15 protein-coding genes are annotated in these 15,682 nt (G+C 43.8%); 9 read left to right on the forward strand and 6 right to left on the reverse strand.

Features of this window, described 5'->3' with window-relative positions; all coding sequences use genetic code 11:
• Window positions 1-525 (forward strand): YaeQ family protein, encoded by a 525-nt coding sequence (locus AB4484_RS25260; protein ID WP_372080897.1) that lies wholly within the window; start codon window positions 1-3, stop codon window positions 523-525.
• On the forward strand, window positions 518-1,171 hold the full coding sequence (locus tag AB4484_RS25265) for a hypothetical protein (RefSeq protein WP_372080898.1): 654 nt from the start codon (window positions 518-520) through the stop codon (window positions 1,169-1,171). Before AB4484_RS25260 ends, AB4484_RS25265 begins: the two co-directional genes overlap by 8 nt.
• 269 nt (window positions 1,172-1,440) lie before the next feature.
• Here AB4484_RS25265 and folE read toward each other — a convergent pair whose 3' ends face one another.
• Window positions 1,441-2,094, reverse strand: coding sequence for a GTP cyclohydrolase I FolE (gene folE / locus AB4484_RS25270; protein WP_017061725.1), 654 nt, complete (start codon window positions 2,092-2,094; stop codon window positions 1,441-1,443).
• A gap of 216 nt (window positions 2,095-2,310) precedes the next feature.
• Between folE and moeA the strand changes: the two genes are divergently transcribed.
• The 7 genes from moeA to AB4484_RS25305 all read left to right on the forward strand — a co-directional run bounded on the left by moeA (window position 2,311) and on the right by AB4484_RS25305 (window position 11,515).
• Window positions 2,311-3,546, forward strand: coding sequence for a molybdopterin molybdotransferase MoeA (moeA, locus tag AB4484_RS25275; protein WP_372080899.1), 1,236 nt, complete (start codon window positions 2,311-2,313; stop codon window positions 3,544-3,546).
• Between the two features lie 12 nt (window positions 3,547-3,558).
• Window positions 3,559-4,308 carry a molybdopterin-synthase adenylyltransferase MoeB gene (moeB, locus tag AB4484_RS25280; protein ID WP_052878635.1) on the forward strand — a complete coding sequence of 250 codons (750 nt, stop codon included), beginning with the start codon at window positions 3,559-3,561 and terminating at the stop codon, window positions 4,306-4,308.
• 255 nt (window positions 4,309-4,563) lie between these two features.
• Complete coding sequence (locus AB4484_RS25285; protein ID WP_372080900.1) at window positions 4,564-6,699, forward strand: LruC domain-containing protein; 2,136 nt, start codon at window positions 4,564-4,566, stop codon at window positions 6,697-6,699.
• A gap of 11 nt (window positions 6,700-6,710) precedes the next feature.
• Window positions 6,711-7,331 (forward strand): hypothetical protein, encoded by a 621-nt coding sequence (locus AB4484_RS25290; protein WP_372080901.1) that lies wholly within the window; start codon window positions 6,711-6,713, stop codon window positions 7,329-7,331.
• A gap of 206 nt (window positions 7,332-7,537) precedes the next feature.
• Entirely contained in the window at window positions 7,538-7,852 is a 315-nt protein-coding gene (locus AB4484_RS25295) for a hypothetical protein (RefSeq protein ID WP_050620744.1), read from the forward strand.
• A 124-nt stretch (window positions 7,853-7,976) separates the two neighbouring features.
• Complete coding sequence (locus tag AB4484_RS25300) at window positions 7,977-8,825, forward strand: sulfurtransferase (protein WP_372080902.1); 849 nt, start codon at window positions 7,977-7,979, stop codon at window positions 8,823-8,825.
• A gap of 386 nt (window positions 8,826-9,211) precedes the next feature.
• Window positions 9,212-11,515 (forward strand): putative bifunctional diguanylate cyclase/phosphodiesterase, encoded by a 2,304-nt coding sequence (locus tag AB4484_RS25305; RefSeq protein ID WP_372080903.1) that lies wholly within the window; start codon window positions 9,212-9,214, stop codon window positions 11,513-11,515.
• Between the two features lie 100 nt (window positions 11,516-11,615).
• Here the strand turns inward: AB4484_RS25305 and AB4484_RS25310 are convergent, their stop codons facing one another.
• From AB4484_RS25310 to AB4484_RS25330, 5 genes are all read right to left on the reverse strand, one after another.
• Window positions 11,616-12,182: an OmpA family protein gene (locus tag AB4484_RS25310; RefSeq protein WP_122081090.1), complete on the reverse strand. Its 567-nt coding sequence runs from the start codon at window positions 12,180-12,182 to the stop codon at window positions 11,616-11,618.
• Between the two features lies 1 nt (window position 12,183).
• Window positions 12,184-13,500, reverse strand: a complete 1,317-nt coding sequence (locus AB4484_RS25315; protein ID WP_122081091.1) for a Tad domain-containing protein — start codon at window positions 13,498-13,500, stop codon at window positions 12,184-12,186.
• Between the two features lies 1 nt (window position 13,501).
• Window positions 13,502-14,086: a tight adherence pilus pseudopilin TadF gene (gene tadF / locus AB4484_RS25320; RefSeq protein WP_048615457.1), complete on the reverse strand. Its 585-nt coding sequence runs from the start codon at window positions 14,084-14,086 to the stop codon at window positions 13,502-13,504.
• Window positions 14,076-14,612 (reverse strand): TadE/TadG family type IV pilus assembly protein, encoded by a 537-nt coding sequence (locus AB4484_RS25325; RefSeq protein ID WP_048615458.1) that lies wholly within the window; start codon window positions 14,610-14,612, stop codon window positions 14,076-14,078. The genes tadF and AB4484_RS25325 overlap by 11 nt, the downstream gene beginning before the upstream one ends.
• The coding region (locus tag AB4484_RS25330) for a tetratricopeptide repeat protein (protein ID WP_372080904.1) at window positions 14,609-15,682 on the reverse strand (1,074 nt) is incomplete at its 5' end. The genes AB4484_RS25330 and AB4484_RS25325, both read right to left, overlap by 4 nt.

The raw sequence follows: 15,682 nt of genomic DNA on the forward strand, positions 1-15,682 counted from the left end.
CTGGCGACTGAAATCCGCGTCTCTTTAACCGATATGAATCGCGACTATTACGACTCTTTTAATCTAACGGTTGCACAACACCCTTCTGAAACAGAACAGCGAATGATGGCTCGAATTATGGCTTTCTGTATCAATGCATCTCCTGAACTTGAGTTCACTAAAGGGTTGTCTAGCATTGAAGAACCGGATTTATGGCAGAAGTCGTTAGACGATCAAATCCTAGAATGGGTTGATGTAGGCGAACCTGATCCAGAGCCTGTTAAGAAGGCAACTCGCCTATCTAAATCAGTACGCGTATTCAGCTTCAACACTAAATCAAACGTTTGGTGGGAGCAGAACAAAGGTAAATTCGGTTACCTAAAAGCTCAGATCGTTCGTCTAGACAACGATGGTATTGAGCAGCTAGCAGCGATGACACAACGTACGATGGACCTTTCAGTAATGCTGTCGGGCAACTCAGCTTTCGTTAACAGCGATACTCAATCTGCAGAAGTTACGTGGGAAGAGCTACAGAGTAATGACTGAGCGTCCAACCCCGAATAGTTCGCAAACTGAAGCTAGCCTGCAAGAAGAAGCCAAGCAGCAAGCCAACGCGCAGCAAGAAATCAAAGCGAAACAACAAGCTAGAACCAAGCTTCACCAGTGTTTAAAGGAAGCAGGTTTAGATTCAGTAAAAGCGCTTTCAACAGGCTACAAGAAAGAGCTGTCGTCATTTATTGATGAAAACCACGCTTTGTTTAAACACGCTTGCGAGAACAAGCCAGACAACTCTGCACGTCAGACATTGCTTGGCCTGCTAACTAAAGTACATATCGATGCAAGCTATCGCTTTGAAAGCAATAAAGAAGCGAATGAGGCGATGCAAAATGTATTCGATAATACAGTAGGTACTGAACACAGCGACAAGTTTCAAAACTCTAACGCTCAACAATTAAAACTAGTCACGCACTTGTGGTTGTTCATTCAAGGACGACTAGGAATGGATTACAGCCTAGCCAATGATCATGCTGCTGTGGCCGCTACGCTACTGTCTCGCATATCGAGAAGCAGTGATGATGAGATTCGCGTAGAGTTCATGGCGAGTTTTTACGATGGCTTGAACATCTATCAAGCCGAGAACAAGCCATCAGGTATTGTTCACCACTTAAAGCGTCTGTTTAACCTTTCTTAAGCACTCCACCAGTGATCGATTCTAGTTACGCTCTATGTTTTTATAGAGCGTGCTTTTTCTGCTTGGCCGCAAGAGATTCCCTATTACGTTCGTTCCTCACTTTAGGGAATGACGAAAGTGAATGAGTCGCTCATTCTTCACTCTAGGGAAAAACGACATTCGTAGTCATTACAGGCGTAAAAAAGCCCCGCAGAAAGCGAGGCTTAGAATAATTTCAACGAACTTCAATTTACAGAGGATAAATCGCGTTCATCCAATAACGAAACGTATTAACGCAGGCCGTGTAAGAATTCGTGGCGCGTTGCTGGGTTTGATCTGAATATACCGCCCAGAGCTGTTGTTGTCGTTTCACTAGTTGCGTCCATAACACCGCGAGATTTAACGCAGTAGTGAACGGCATCCATAGTTACAGCAACGTCATCGGTTTCGAGTAGCGTTTGCAGTGCAACAAGGATCTGCTGCGTCATACGCTCTTGAACTTGTGGGCGCTGAGCAAAGAATCGAACAATACGATTAATCTTTGAAAGGCCGATGATTTTCCCACGCGGGATATAAGCGACCGCAGTCTTACCATCAATCGTCACTAAGTGGTGCTCACACGTACTGGTCACGGTAATGTCTTTTACTCGTACCATCTCACGAACACCCATCTTGTTTTCGATTACAGTAATTTTAGGGAAATTAGCGTAATCCAAACCAGAGAAAATTTCATCCACGTACATTTTAGCAATACGTTGCGGTGTTTCTTCCAGACTATCGTCCGTAAGATCAAGTTCAAGGAGAGTGAGAATCTCACGCATATGGTGTTCGATTCGTTCCTTTTTCTCTTCTCGGCTAACCTGGTTAGGACTCATTGGCGTCTCTAACCCGCGGCTTGCTAGCGCATCTTTAACCAACTTCGCTGATTCGCTAAGACCTGACATTGAACTTCCTCTTTTATTACCCCTTCTGGATGGCAAACAAGGATACTCGGAATTTTGAATAAATACACCCATATTTTAAGGGAGGTCATTATTTACGGGGCTTAAACTATGCTAAAGTGGCTGCAATTTCGTTGGCGAACCATCATGATTTGATAATTATTGAATCCCTATTGCCAACCACCAAATCAAAATAATAACGATCAAAGGATTTCAATTATGGGCTGTTGCGACGCTCCGGGCTTGATGCCAATTGAAGAAGCACTAGATAAGCTGCTATCACCAATTAAACCTATTCAAACGACCTTATCACTGCCATTGGCAGAAGCATTGGGTTACGTACTTGCTGAAGATATTCTATCCCCTATTTTCGTCCCTCCTTTTGATAACTCAGCAATGGACGGCTATGCACTGCGCTTAGCAGACCTAGAGAACGGTAAAGTACTGCCTTTAGCGGGCAAGTCCTTTGCAGGTCAACCATTTGAAGGTGAATGGCCAGCAAACACCTGTATTCGCATTATGACAGGCGCAAAGATCCCGGAAGGTTGTGACACCGTAATCATGCAAGAAAACACGGCTGAAACTGACGCTGGCATTGAGATTCAACAAGACGACATCAAGCTGAACAATAACATTCGCCCTACTGGTGATGATATCAAGCAAGGCGATATCGTTCTTAGCCGTGGCGAACGTTTAACGCCTCGTGACATTCCAATGATTGCTTCGCTCGGTGTGAGCCATGTAACTGTGGCACACAAACCCAAAGTCGCTTTCTTCTCTACTGGCGATGAGCTCAAGCCATTAGGGCAACCTCTTGAAGACGGTCAGATCTACGACAGCAACCGCTACGGCATTAAACCGCTGATTGAAGCATTTGGTTGTGAAGCGATTGACCTAGGCATCATCCCTGATTGCCCTGCAACGCTTAAAGAAACCTTCGAGAAAGCTCAAGAACTCGCAGATGTTGTTGTGACTTCTGGCGGTGTGAGTGTTGGTGAAGCGGATTACACCAAAGATATTTTGGAAGAACTCGGTCAAATTGGCTTTTGGAAGCTCGCTATCAAACCCGGAAAACCGTTCGCATTTGGTGAGTTGGATAACGCGTGGTTCTGTGGCTTACCGGGTAACCCAGTATCAGCAATGATGACTATGTATGTGTTAGTTCAACCTATGCTGGCTAAATTGGCTGGTCACACCGCATGGACAGCACCAGAATCGATTCCGGCTATCACTAAGTCCGCATTCAAAAAAGGCCCAGGCCGTACTGATTATCAACGCGGCATCTACTCGATTGAAAACGGTCAGTTTGTAGTAGAAACAACAGGTAACCAAAGCTCTGGCGCTTTCCGCTCAATGAGCTTAGCAAACTGCTTTGTGGTACTAGAGCGCGAACGTGGCCGTGTTGAAGTCGGTGAAACGGTTCAGATTCAACTGTTTAACTCGACGCTTTACTAACGAGGCTTGCTGATGGAAATACTGTCTGACGCAGAGATGCTTCGTTACAATCGCCAGATCATTCTCAAACAGTTTGATTTTGAAGGCCAAGAAGCGCTGAAACAGAGTTCAATCTTAGTGTTAGGTGCAGGTGGTTTAGGCTGTGCCTCTGCTCAATACCTTGCGACGGCGGGCATTGGTAAGCTAACACTGATCGACGATGATATTGTCGAGCTTTCAAATTTACAGCGACAAGTGCTTCATACCGATGCTGATATTGGTAAGAAGAAGGTCGATTCTGCCGCTGAGTCTTTGCAAGTATTGAATCTTCATCTGACGATTGAAACTGTTGATCACAGGCTTGATGACGAGGCACTTGGCAAGTTGATTGAAGCACACTCTCTTGTTCTTGATGCCAGTGACAACGTTGAAACGCGTAATCAGTTGAACCGTTTGTGTTACGCATCAAAAACGCCACTAGTATCAGGTGCTGCGATTCGCATGGAAGGTCAGATTAGCGTATTCACTTATCAAGATGAAAACGCACCTTGCTACCAGTGCTTGAGCGCTCTATTTGGTAATGCTGCTCTAAGCTGTGTCGAAGCCGGTGTGATGGCACCTGTTGTTGGCATGGTAGGCGCGGCTCAGGCTTTGGAAGCTATCAAGGTTATTGCCAAGTTTGGACAACCAAAGCAAGGCAAACTTTTGATTCTCGATGCCATGTCTCACAACTGGCGTGAAATGAATTTAATGAAGATGCCTAATTGTTCGGTGTGTGGATAGACTGAATCATATCCCCTCTTATCGAAAACCTAAGCCTTGACTAAAAATCAGGGCTTTTTTAGGTCTCAACATAAGCGTCTCAAATCGCTTTATCAATTTGAAATACTCTATGAGTGATTAGTTTCATTTGAATTCTCATTTTGAGAATATAATGAGAAACCTAACGCCTTAAAATATAAACCATAAAAATCAACAACTTAAAAATGGCACGTAACTTGTAAAAGTATCTAGACCTTCCATCACAAGGATGTAGATATGAGAATTACAACGTTAAGTTTGCTATTAAGCGCCCCCCTAGTCGCCAACGCAGCGCCATTCGATACCTGTCCAAGTAAGGCGTACCTCTTTCAATCCACCCCAGTGCAAGTTTGGGGAGTGAACCTAGTGACCGGCTCAACTACTCTGTTAGAAGACGATACGGGTATGAATGCCAATATCAATGGTGTCGGTTTTGATTTCCAGGATCGTTATATTTATGGCTATGACACCACCAACAAACGCTTAGTGCGTCTTGGCCAAGACTTCCAAGCAGAAGTTATCAACACCAGTGGCTTACCAACTGACCACACTTTCTATGTCGGCGACGTCTATGACCATGTGTATTACCTTTACCGCACAGGGAAAGGCTTATTCACCGTTGACCTCTCTCCTTTAGACTCTGATCCGAATGCGACCGTCACGGTCAACAAAATCGCTGGTAGTCCAGCAACTGTGAGGTTGACCGACTTTGCCTTCCACCCAAGTGATGGCTCTTTATATGGTATCGACAATAACTCGGGTGGCTTGTACCAATTCAACCCAACTACAGGCGCAGAAACCTACATAGGTGACACTGGAGAAACGGGGACATTCGGCGCAGGTTATTTCGATGTGAACGGCTACTACTACGTATCTCGAAATCAAGACGGTAAGATCTACCGTATCAACCTGTCCCCAGATAACGCTGCAAACATCGCTGCAGGTGTCGTTCCTGCTGTAGAGTTTGTATCGAATGGCCCTTCTTCAAATCAAAATGATGGTGCTCGTTGTGCGAATGCGCCTGTTGTGGATGAAGATTCCAACATCGACTTCGGTGACGCTCCAGATACTTACCTAACGTTATTAGCAAGTAACGGCCCTCGACATGAACTGGATGGCGTGACTTGGTTAGGTACAGATGCGCCCGACGCCGACCTTGACGGCTATGTAACTCCGCAATCGGATGAAAGTGTGGGTATTGATGATGAGTGGGCGAACGGTGGTATCGGTTTTGTGACCGCACTTGAAGCTGGTCTTGATTCAAAAGTGGTGATTGAAGCTTCAACAACCGGTTACCTTTCAGCTTGGATAGACTGGAACCAAGATGGCAGCTTCGATGGCGCCAACGAGCAAGTGTTTACCGATTACCTGTTAGACGCGGGTGAAAACGATCTGTTCCTTAATGTTGATATCAACGCACTATCCGGTACGACGTGGGCTCGATTTAGATTCAGTCAACAAACCAACCTAAGTTACTTTGGCGGTTCAACCTCTGGTGAGGTGGTCGATATTCAAGTCGATGTTCTTAACGATGGTGCCACCGCTCGTTACTTCCCAAGTGCTTCCGGTTACGCAACGCTCGCATACGAAGATAACTGGCCATATAAAGCCGACTACGACATGAACGATGCTGTTCTTATGTATCGCATTACCGAAATCCTTAAAGATGGAAAAGTCGTTAAGTCCACTATTGACGGCCGCCTTGCTGCTGTCGGAGCATCGTACAGAAATGGTTTTGCTGTTCGACTTCCTAACCTAGACCCGAGCTTGGTGAGTAATGGCAGCTCTTACATGAAACACAACGGTGTATTCACTGACCTTGACCTAGAAGATGGACGTAGCGAAGCAATCTTTGTTATCGCCAATGACCTGACAGAAAAAATCAGCACTGGCTGCACCTTCTACCGCACCAGTAATGGATGCAAAGAGGATGAGCAGTTCTCATTCCAAATTGGTATTACTTTAGCCAGCGACGGTGTGAGTACTGGCAGCTGGACCGATATGCCTTACGACCCGTTCATTTTCGCAACGCCTGGGTATTATCACGGGGAAAACCTACCTCTACATCCAGGACGCAGCTGGGAAGTTCACTTGCCGGACCAAGCTCCAACCGAAGCGTTTGATACCACTAACCTTTTTGAAGCTGGTTTAGGCGTTGATGACAGTAATCCATCAACAGGTAAATACTTCAAAACAGTAGAAAATCACCCTTGGGCTCTCATTGTGACTTCGGATGACGAATGGGAGTGGCCTCTAGAGTACGTAGATATTGTGACCGCTTACCCAGAGTTTAAAGAATACGCAGAATCCGGCGGTGAAACGAACCAGACATGGTACCAATCACCTGCAGACAACCAACGTTACGAACCATAAGGAGAGACGTTATGACTATTCACACTAAACAATATCGAGACAATCATTGCGTTGATTCAAGTCGCAATCTCTTTGAGGAAAAACGTATGTCTGTACAAAACACTTGGAACATGAAGAAGTCACTCGCCGTTATATTAGCAGCAGCGCCATTAGTATTAGCCGGTTGTGGGGGCGGCGGCGGCGGCGGTGGTGGCGGTAGCAGTGCATCGACTCCATCGCCATCTACACCCTCGGCACCTGCAACCCCGACGACTCCGGTAACAGCAACGCCGTCTCCCGCGACAAGTGCGGCAGCAGCGCAAAGCTATACGATGAGTGATTTGGTGGTACCTGACGGGTTTGACTACAACTCTGTTGAACAGTTTGATCTCGACATCGACATCAGCAGAATTTCGACAGACCGTTCTTTTGTGACCGTTTATAGCCGATTTAGTACAAGAGATGACTCAACCTTGAAGCCGGATTACTCCAGTAAGGTCATCGCAGGTCCATTAGATAATGGTGTGTTCGCCTCCAACTTTGCAGCGCCGGTAAACCATGAAGCACTCTTGATAGAGATTTGGTTTTACGATGGTCAACCTCCATTACAACAAGTGGTTTCTAGCGGCGACTCTCAGATTGTCTGGCAGTAAATCGTTTAACAGCAGGTAACTTGTCGTTAGTTAGGTCTATGACGAAACAGAGTCAAAATTGGTTATTTGTAAGTAAGAAGTGAGCAGAAATGCTCACTTTTTTGTTTTCGTCGAAGAGCGGTTAATTCAGCTTTCTTAGCGAGTAGCATTCACTTTACCACCAATCTCACTTATATTTTCAATATAACCTTCAAAGACTTACTCTCATGAAACAGTTAAAAATAGGTCTATTTATCTTAATGTGTGGCGTAGGCGTGTTAGTTGCCCTTGCCTATTTCCCGCTAACCTCTGAGACGGGGCAACGCATTCAAGCCAAAGTCATTTCGAACACGCTGACTCAATCCTTAGATGGACACAGGCGTTATCTCACGGTTCAGACAAAAGATAATGACGTATTTCGGGTCTCTATTGCTCCTACCACAGACTGCCCTATTGATTCTGTGGTCGCGCTTGATACATTAAACAATCAAATAACTGGACAAAGCAGTTATCAGTTCATCCACTGTCGAGCAGCTCAGTAGCTATCGATACAACAACGGTATTCGTAAAAGCAACTGTATTCGCAAAAGCAACAGTAATCGCTCTAACACTGTATTTGCTATAACAGCAAGAATCGCTAAAACAACAAGAATGGATATAACAATAATGAATCAGCCACTCATCTCACCAGAACAACTTCAACAACGTTTGCTAGCAGAAGACAATATCATCCTCTTCGACGCCAGTATCGAATTTCAAATTCCAAGCGAGTCAGAAAAAATCAAAGGACAAATGATTCCTGGTGCTATTCGTTTTGACTACGACAAAGACTTTTGTAACAAGCATACCCTGCTTCCTCACATGTTCCCGACCGAAAAACATTTCAACACTCGCGCAAAAGAAATTGGCATCAATCAAGACAGTACGATTGTGGTTTACGATAACTCAGGAACCTTCGCTTCTCCCCGTGCGTGGTGGATGTTGATGGCAATGGGACACAATGACGTATTCATCTTAGATGGCGGTTTGCCCGCTTGGATCGACGCCGGTTACGCGACAGATACTGGCTATCGCACCGAAGTAAAGGCGGGCAATTTTGAAGGCCATATTCAAGACAACTACTTTGTCAGTGCTCAGCAGATTGAAGGTTACTCAACTGACAAGAGCGCAAACATTGTAGATGCTCGTTCTCAAGCTCGATTCGATTCAGAAGTTCCTGAACCACGTGAAGGCTTGCGTAGTGGCCATATACCGAATTCGATTTGCCTACCGTTTGCCCAAGTACTCGATAACGGCAAGTTAAGGCCTCAAGAAGAGCTTGTTGATATCTTTTCAACGTTAGAATTAACGCCTTCTCAGCCTATGTTCTTTAGCTGTGGCTCTGGTGTAACAGCCTGCATCATATTATTAGCCGCTAAGCTCGCTGGCTATACTGGTGAAATGGGCGTTTACGATGGTTCATGGACGGAATGGGGTGCTAACGACATACTGCCTATTGCCGTGACTAAAAAGTAATTCAACTTCGCTTACTGCCACTGTTAGAATATACTGCGCATGCATAAAGAGCTTACTTATAATGATGGCCTCACGTCTCATGAAGTAAGCTTTTATGTCGCAGTTAACGCTATGTTCATTTGAGACCAAGACTCGATTCACGCCGTTTGATTTATAGCCGACATTAAGTTGCTAACGATAATTTGTGATTAATCATAAACTAATCGTTATCGGCGTTATGAATACTAATATTTCACTCAAGAATCTCTGCTCATAGTCGTTACACTATTTAATCATTGATGCTTTCACCATTTGTGTTTGTATCTTTCGTTGCATGAATCACACTGACAACCCAATAGTTTGTCATTTGCAGTCTGTTAAAAGTAGTAACCAACAAAAGGCATCTCATGGCTCTATTTAAGAAAAATATCTGGTCGCTGTACGCGTTTATCGTACTACTGACCCTGATACTTTTCGCCGCGTTGGGAATAACAAACTGGAAAGCGAACAGAGACGACTTCACAGAGCAGCAACACATTCAGGTTGAGCTTTTTTCTAGCTCCGTCAACTCGCTGCTGACCAGTCAAGAAGCCTTGTTAGAAGTGGTCGGCCATCAACTGGCTCAACAGTCTGATTTCACACGTACTGCGTCTATCCAGATTAGGCCAATTTTAGACAAGCTACTTGAGACTCACCCTGCGATTGCAGCGTTTGGCTTGTTGAATACCGACGGTGATTACCTATCGATCAGCTCAAATCTCGAGCTTGCGAATCAAAGGAACTTACTGCAATACGCGCCAACCAGAGGCTCCTTCCTAGAGGCCCTATCAAGCAGTAGCATGGTGCTTGGCCGTACCTATTTTCAAGAATCGTTGAATAGCTTGGTTATCCCGCTGAGAAAATCCATTTCAATCTATGGCAAGAAAACCGATGCAGTAATGACCGCAGGGCTACGATTAGACGCAACGATCGTATTTGAAAATAATGCTCACGCCGGAAGTTTCAATACACTAAGCCTGATCAGAAAAGACAGCTATCGCCAATTTTATTCGAGTGATATCGAATCTGAGAGTGCGTATTCCTCTCCGGTAGGCAAAGATGTCATACAGCGTATTGCAAGTATCTTTACCGCCCACTTCGGAATTAGCGTGCAAGAAGCGATGAATGGGCAAGAAACCTACTCTTTTGTCGTCGACGATGAACAATACCACTCTTTAATGAGCGCGAAATACATCCCAAACTACAAATTATGGGTGGTAGGACGTACCGACCTAACTCACGTCGATAGTATATTCATACAAGAATTCAGCATTCTTTTCGTTGCCTTTATTTTTCTTCAGTTTGGTTTCTACTTTTTGGTTAAGTCGATTGCCAAAAATGAACAACGCACTCGTAGCCAACTCATTTATCAGGCGAACCATGACCCTTTAACCTCTCTGCCAAACCGTTTGTACATGCGTAGAAACATTGGCAAATGGATTGACGATGAGTCAGAGCCATTTTCGCTATTATTTATCGATATCGATAACTTTAAATGCGTCAATGACACCCACGGGCATGACTTTGGAGACAAGGTTCTCAAACAGATCGCTTTGCGTTTGATGAGGTTCCGATCTCGCCTCAGCCTATTGGTACGTGAATCCAGTGATGAGTTTTTGTTCTTAACGCCCTTGTCGAATGAAGCTGAAATTAAACGACTCGCCAAGCGCATTATTGAAGTGCTTTCTCAACCTTATGAAGTTGAAAGCGCTCAGTTTTTGTTAGGTTGCAGCATCGGCGTAGCACGTTTCCCTGAACACGGAAAAGATCTGGATAGCCTGTTACGTTCTGCCGATATTTCGATGTACAAAGCGAAACAGCAGCAAAACTCGTACAGTATTTTCACAACGGAAATGCAAGACGCGCACCTCTACAAAATGAAAGTAGAACAAAGGCTACGCATCGCTATCGAGAAACAAACGCTGTTCATGGTTTTCCAACCACTGGTTCGCGCAAATGAGAGTATTCACGGTGTAGAAGCACTCGTTCGCTGGATTGATGACGAATTGGGTTTTGTTCCGCCAGATGTCTTTATACCGATAGCTGAGAACACAGGCTTAATGCAAAAGCTTGGTACTTTTATTATTGAGTCCAGCATTATGCAGATCGCCCACTTGCACCGAACAACAAAACAAAAGATCGGGCTGTCGATCAACATATCAGTGCGCCAGTTTTCTCATCAATCCTTCTCTGAGCACTTGTTCGCGACGCTAGAAAAGTATCAACTCTCTCCTAGCTGTTTAACGCTAGAAATTACGGAGAGCTTGTTCATTGAAGATGTGACTTTGGTGAAACCGACTTTTGAAGCCCTCAAAGAGAAGAATATAAAGATCTCTTTAGATGATTTCGGGACAGGCTATTCATCACTAAGCATGTTAAAAGCACTGCCTATCGATGAGCTTAAAATCGATAAGAGCTTTATCGAGAACATTGCTGTCGATCAGCAGTCACTCACAATGGTGCAAAACATCATCGCAATCGGTAAGAACTTCGGCATGGTGGTATTAGCAGAAGGCGTAGAATCAAACGAACACTTCGCAATTCTAAAGGCATGTGGATGTGACTTGATGCAAGGCTATTACTTCTCTCGCCCTATTCCTTATGATGAGTTATATGAGTATCTCACCCCTTCTCCAGAAACCATGGATAAAGAGCCAGAGCCTACAAGCTAACGATAAACAAAAGGGAGCCTAAATTGGCTCCCTTTTCTTTATACGCCGCTTAACATCGCGGTCAAAAAAATAAAAATACAGACAACGACAACAAAGCCCATTACGACTTAACTGTGATTACAACTCGTCGATTACAACCTGTTGCCTTGTTGTCTGCGACCTTACAAATTGGGGCATTTTCGCCGTACGCATACTCAACGATACGGCTTCCTTGATGAAGATCTTTCTTTAAGTAACTCGCCACTTGTCCGGCACGGCGAGATGACAGTGCCTTGTTGTAGCTTTTACTGCCCAAGCTATCTGCGTGACCTTCTATATAAATCTTAGACTTATCACCCACCAAGCTAAGGTACTGCCCTAATACTTGTTTATGGCTTTCATCTAATAGGTACACATTAGTTGGATAATTAAGCACCAAAGATTGCGTCGCTTTGTCATAGAAACACACATCATCTTGAGCTGCGATTTGAATGACTTCACTTTCTCTATTTATAACCTCATTTTGCGGTTTCTTATCAAGCTCTATCAGCTTTCCAGTCACTTGTGTCGTAACAATATGAGAAGACACCAACGTTTTCGAAGTGACGTATTCGCCGACATTGCCCAAACAGTTTGCATAGCCCAATGGAGACATTAGCATCGTAGATAAAATCACTAGGTATCTCATGTTAATCCTTTAGTTTTCCGGTTTCTTCATTAATCAAATTCAATATGTACTTGTATACATCTTCGCCATCTTTGGCGTGATAGATATTTTTCTTACCAAAGCAATCACCAAAGCCATCACTTTCTGCCACTTTATAGTTAATACCAATGACGCCCATGGTGACTTTGGTTTTCTCGGCTTCAGTTGGGACATTACTTTGGAAGCGATTTCGTTTCGCTGAAATGGTTGATCGCAGCTTTTTGCATAACCCCTGATCCACCAATTTCTGTAAATAAGTCTCGTCGTTGTCGCTACCATCGGATAACACAATAAACACTTGTTCAGGGTTAAGGTTGGTCGCCTTATTGGCTTCTTGTGCCGCAGCAATGATCCCGTTCCAAGAAGAGGTGCCTCCACCAGCTTTCAACTGATCGCTCATCAACTGAGCTCGAAAGTTGTCATAGTCTTCAGTTAGTGGAATATCATAAAACTTGTAGTCATCATCAAAATCATTGTTTCGCTTATAAAGTCTCTCTACTTCATATAGACTCATTCCATACGATGGTTTGATGATCTCATTATACAAGGTTGGTTTATCAAACATTCGTCTAACCGTTGTCGCAGGAGAATTCCGAGCGTAGTCATAAGCATATTTCTTTCGCCATGAACCACGATAACCATAAGCATTAAGTCTTACTATCTCATCAGATTGTTTAACATGGAGCGGGTTGTACCCGAGCAAAGCAACTCGGCTCTTTTCTTCCGTATTAAACTCTTCAATGTCATCGACGACTCGTTTAATGGTTTCTTTCACGACATCGAGTTTTATTTTGCCGCTCTTCCACGAGTAACTCATAGAACCACTAAAGTCACCGATGAAGTAGACATCAACAGGCTGGGGGAGATACTTTCGCGTAACTGCTCGCCCACTCACTGAAAACTCAGGCTTTAAGTTCATCTCTTCGTACGAGATCCAAGACGTATATTTGGCAGTCGCACTCACCACAAAGTCACTAAACGGAGCAAGTTCACCACTGGCTTGGACGCAGCCGTCTTTGTACTCACACTTACTGGTGTACACAGCAACATCAACATCATCTTTGTTATCAACAACGTATCTATCGACCAAATAGCGAGCATACTTTACGTTCTTTTCTTCATCCTCTTTAGGGCTCGCAATAAGTGCTAAACTGGCAACCTCTGCGGCTTCTAATAACCTTGTATGCGCCAGCATCTGTTGAGACATCTGCATCGAAAATGCCATGAAAATTACCATCATGGGCAATAGACCAACGAATAAAATACCTGCGACACCTTGGTTTTTCTTGATCGATTTCACCTTAAACCCTCGCAAATGAATAAGATGTACTCACAAGGCGAAAAACCTCTCCGTTAGCGATACCAATCAAATTAGTCGGGATTTCATAACAAAGGGAAACCTGATACATAGGTAACCTGCGGCCTCGTGATGTCAGGGGGAGTATTTCTATCGCTTTTTCTTTGGTTACATCACTCATGTCTGGAAAATCACATCCGTGTATGCTCCCTTTAGTCAGAGTTTTTTGAACCCTTCGGTAATTCACTTTACCTCCAGATAAAGCGGTTTCCTCAAGCCTTATCTCGTCGATACGCATCCCAAATTTAGTTTTGTCAAAGTTTGGAATCATTCGTTTCATCGAAGCAGAAGCAATCACAAACGCGTTGTGTTCTGTTTTCTGACAATCGCCCGCACAGATATCCATATTGGCATTAAACAATTGTTTTCGTTCAGCAAAGATCGTGGTCAATGAATAAGAAGCTCTGTCGAGTTGTCCTTTTTTATTGATGGCCAACATATGGTTTACTACGACGACAAAAATGCCTGATGCAAAGACCAATACCATCGCCAACTCAACTGCAAATGCACCTTTTTGTTTAGCTTGCACAACCCGCTCCCTGACCAATTTTGAAAGAGCATCTTTCATATTCTTGAATAGTGATAATTTCCCGCTTGATAGGCATGTCTGGGAACCATATGGAGACAATCGGATCGTAGGTGTATTCCAAAGCGTAAACAGCTAAAGCCATATCTTCCGGTTCATCTTTCTTATCTGGACACTTATCTGCAGAAGCATAAGTATCCGTGCATTTCAGAAAGCCTTCGTAATCTCGAAAATAGTTAACATGGATGATCACACTCCCCTCTTTGACTACGTTGCTCCACAAAGAGCCGCCCGCTTTGTCCAACTCGTCTTTGATCATTTGGCCGTAGTTAATGGAGTTATTACTGCTCGAGTCACCCGCTTTTTTAGTTCGCATCACTGCTGTCGTTAATGCGTGATCAGTCATGCTCATTGAGAAGGTTAAAATACAGATTTCAACCCATCCAAATACAATAGCCAAAAAGATCGGAATACCCATGGCGACTTCAACCGTCAATGATCCCTTTTGCTTTCGTTTAAACGATCTCATAGTCGAACGTACCTTTTCTTGGTGTAATCAACAACGAATGCTCCCTTTATATCGATGCTATCTAAGAATGCCTTAGCTTCGTCCAGATCATTGAAATCACCGATGCAATAGCGCTTCCACAACCCATGTGTATACGAATACACGGAGCCATAGTTGGTTTTTAGATAGTTCAGAAAGTCCGAAGGAATCGCCGTATACGTCGCTAAGACTTGCACTCGATAAATAGGTTTTGCATTGGGTTTCAACTTTCTTGGATCCAGAACAGAACCATCCACACTGTGTCTAGATGCTTGAAACTCTGCGGTCGTATCCAATTTACTGACTCGCGATGTTGGTGCTACAAAGCCCCCAGAATTAGCTTGAGCACTAACAAGCTGTTGTTCCATTTCTATCGTTGACTGTGTCATGGCCTTCTTCCCTTTGCTTTTAGATATTGACCTCATTAATGCAGATAACTGTTTATGAGCTTGCTCATCGCTATTCGAGTGTTTTAGAACTTCCAGAGCTATATCCGGTCGCTGAGATTTAACCGAAGATAGGATTAAGTTAGAACTCACTCTCTGGTCATTAGGGTTTGAAAGATAGAGATCATATAAAATGTCCGTCGCACCTAAATAATCAGACTGCATTATTTTGACAACAGCGATATTGTTACCAGCCTCTCTATCGGATGCACCTTGTTTTCGGCTTTCCTCAAAATGCTCAATTGCTTCAGCAAATCGTTTTTGCTGCGCCAGTATTTTTCCTGTTAAAAGTTGGTACTCATATTCTGCTCCACCTTCATCCCTATACTTGTCTAACTCTTCTAATGCGCGCTCAAAGTTCTTTTTCAGATAGTAAATTCGTGCACTCGTTAGAATATAATCCGGTTCATCAAGATCGCTTGGGCTGTATGTATTTCTATATAATTCTGCCGATTTAATATCTTTAAGGTCCAAATACAAATTAACGAGTTTGACTTTATATACAGGGTCGGATTGTATATTTGACTTATAAAACTCAACGAGCTTTTGTGAATCGCCCGATCCAATAAGCAATTGCTCTTTGGTATCAAGCTGACTGTCAACGGT

The sequence above is a fragment of the Vibrio sp. 10N.261.46.A3 genome (genome assembly GCF_041472995.1).
Taxonomy (GTDB): Bacteria; Pseudomonadota; Gammaproteobacteria; order Enterobacterales; family Vibrionaceae; genus Vibrio; species Vibrio coralliirubri.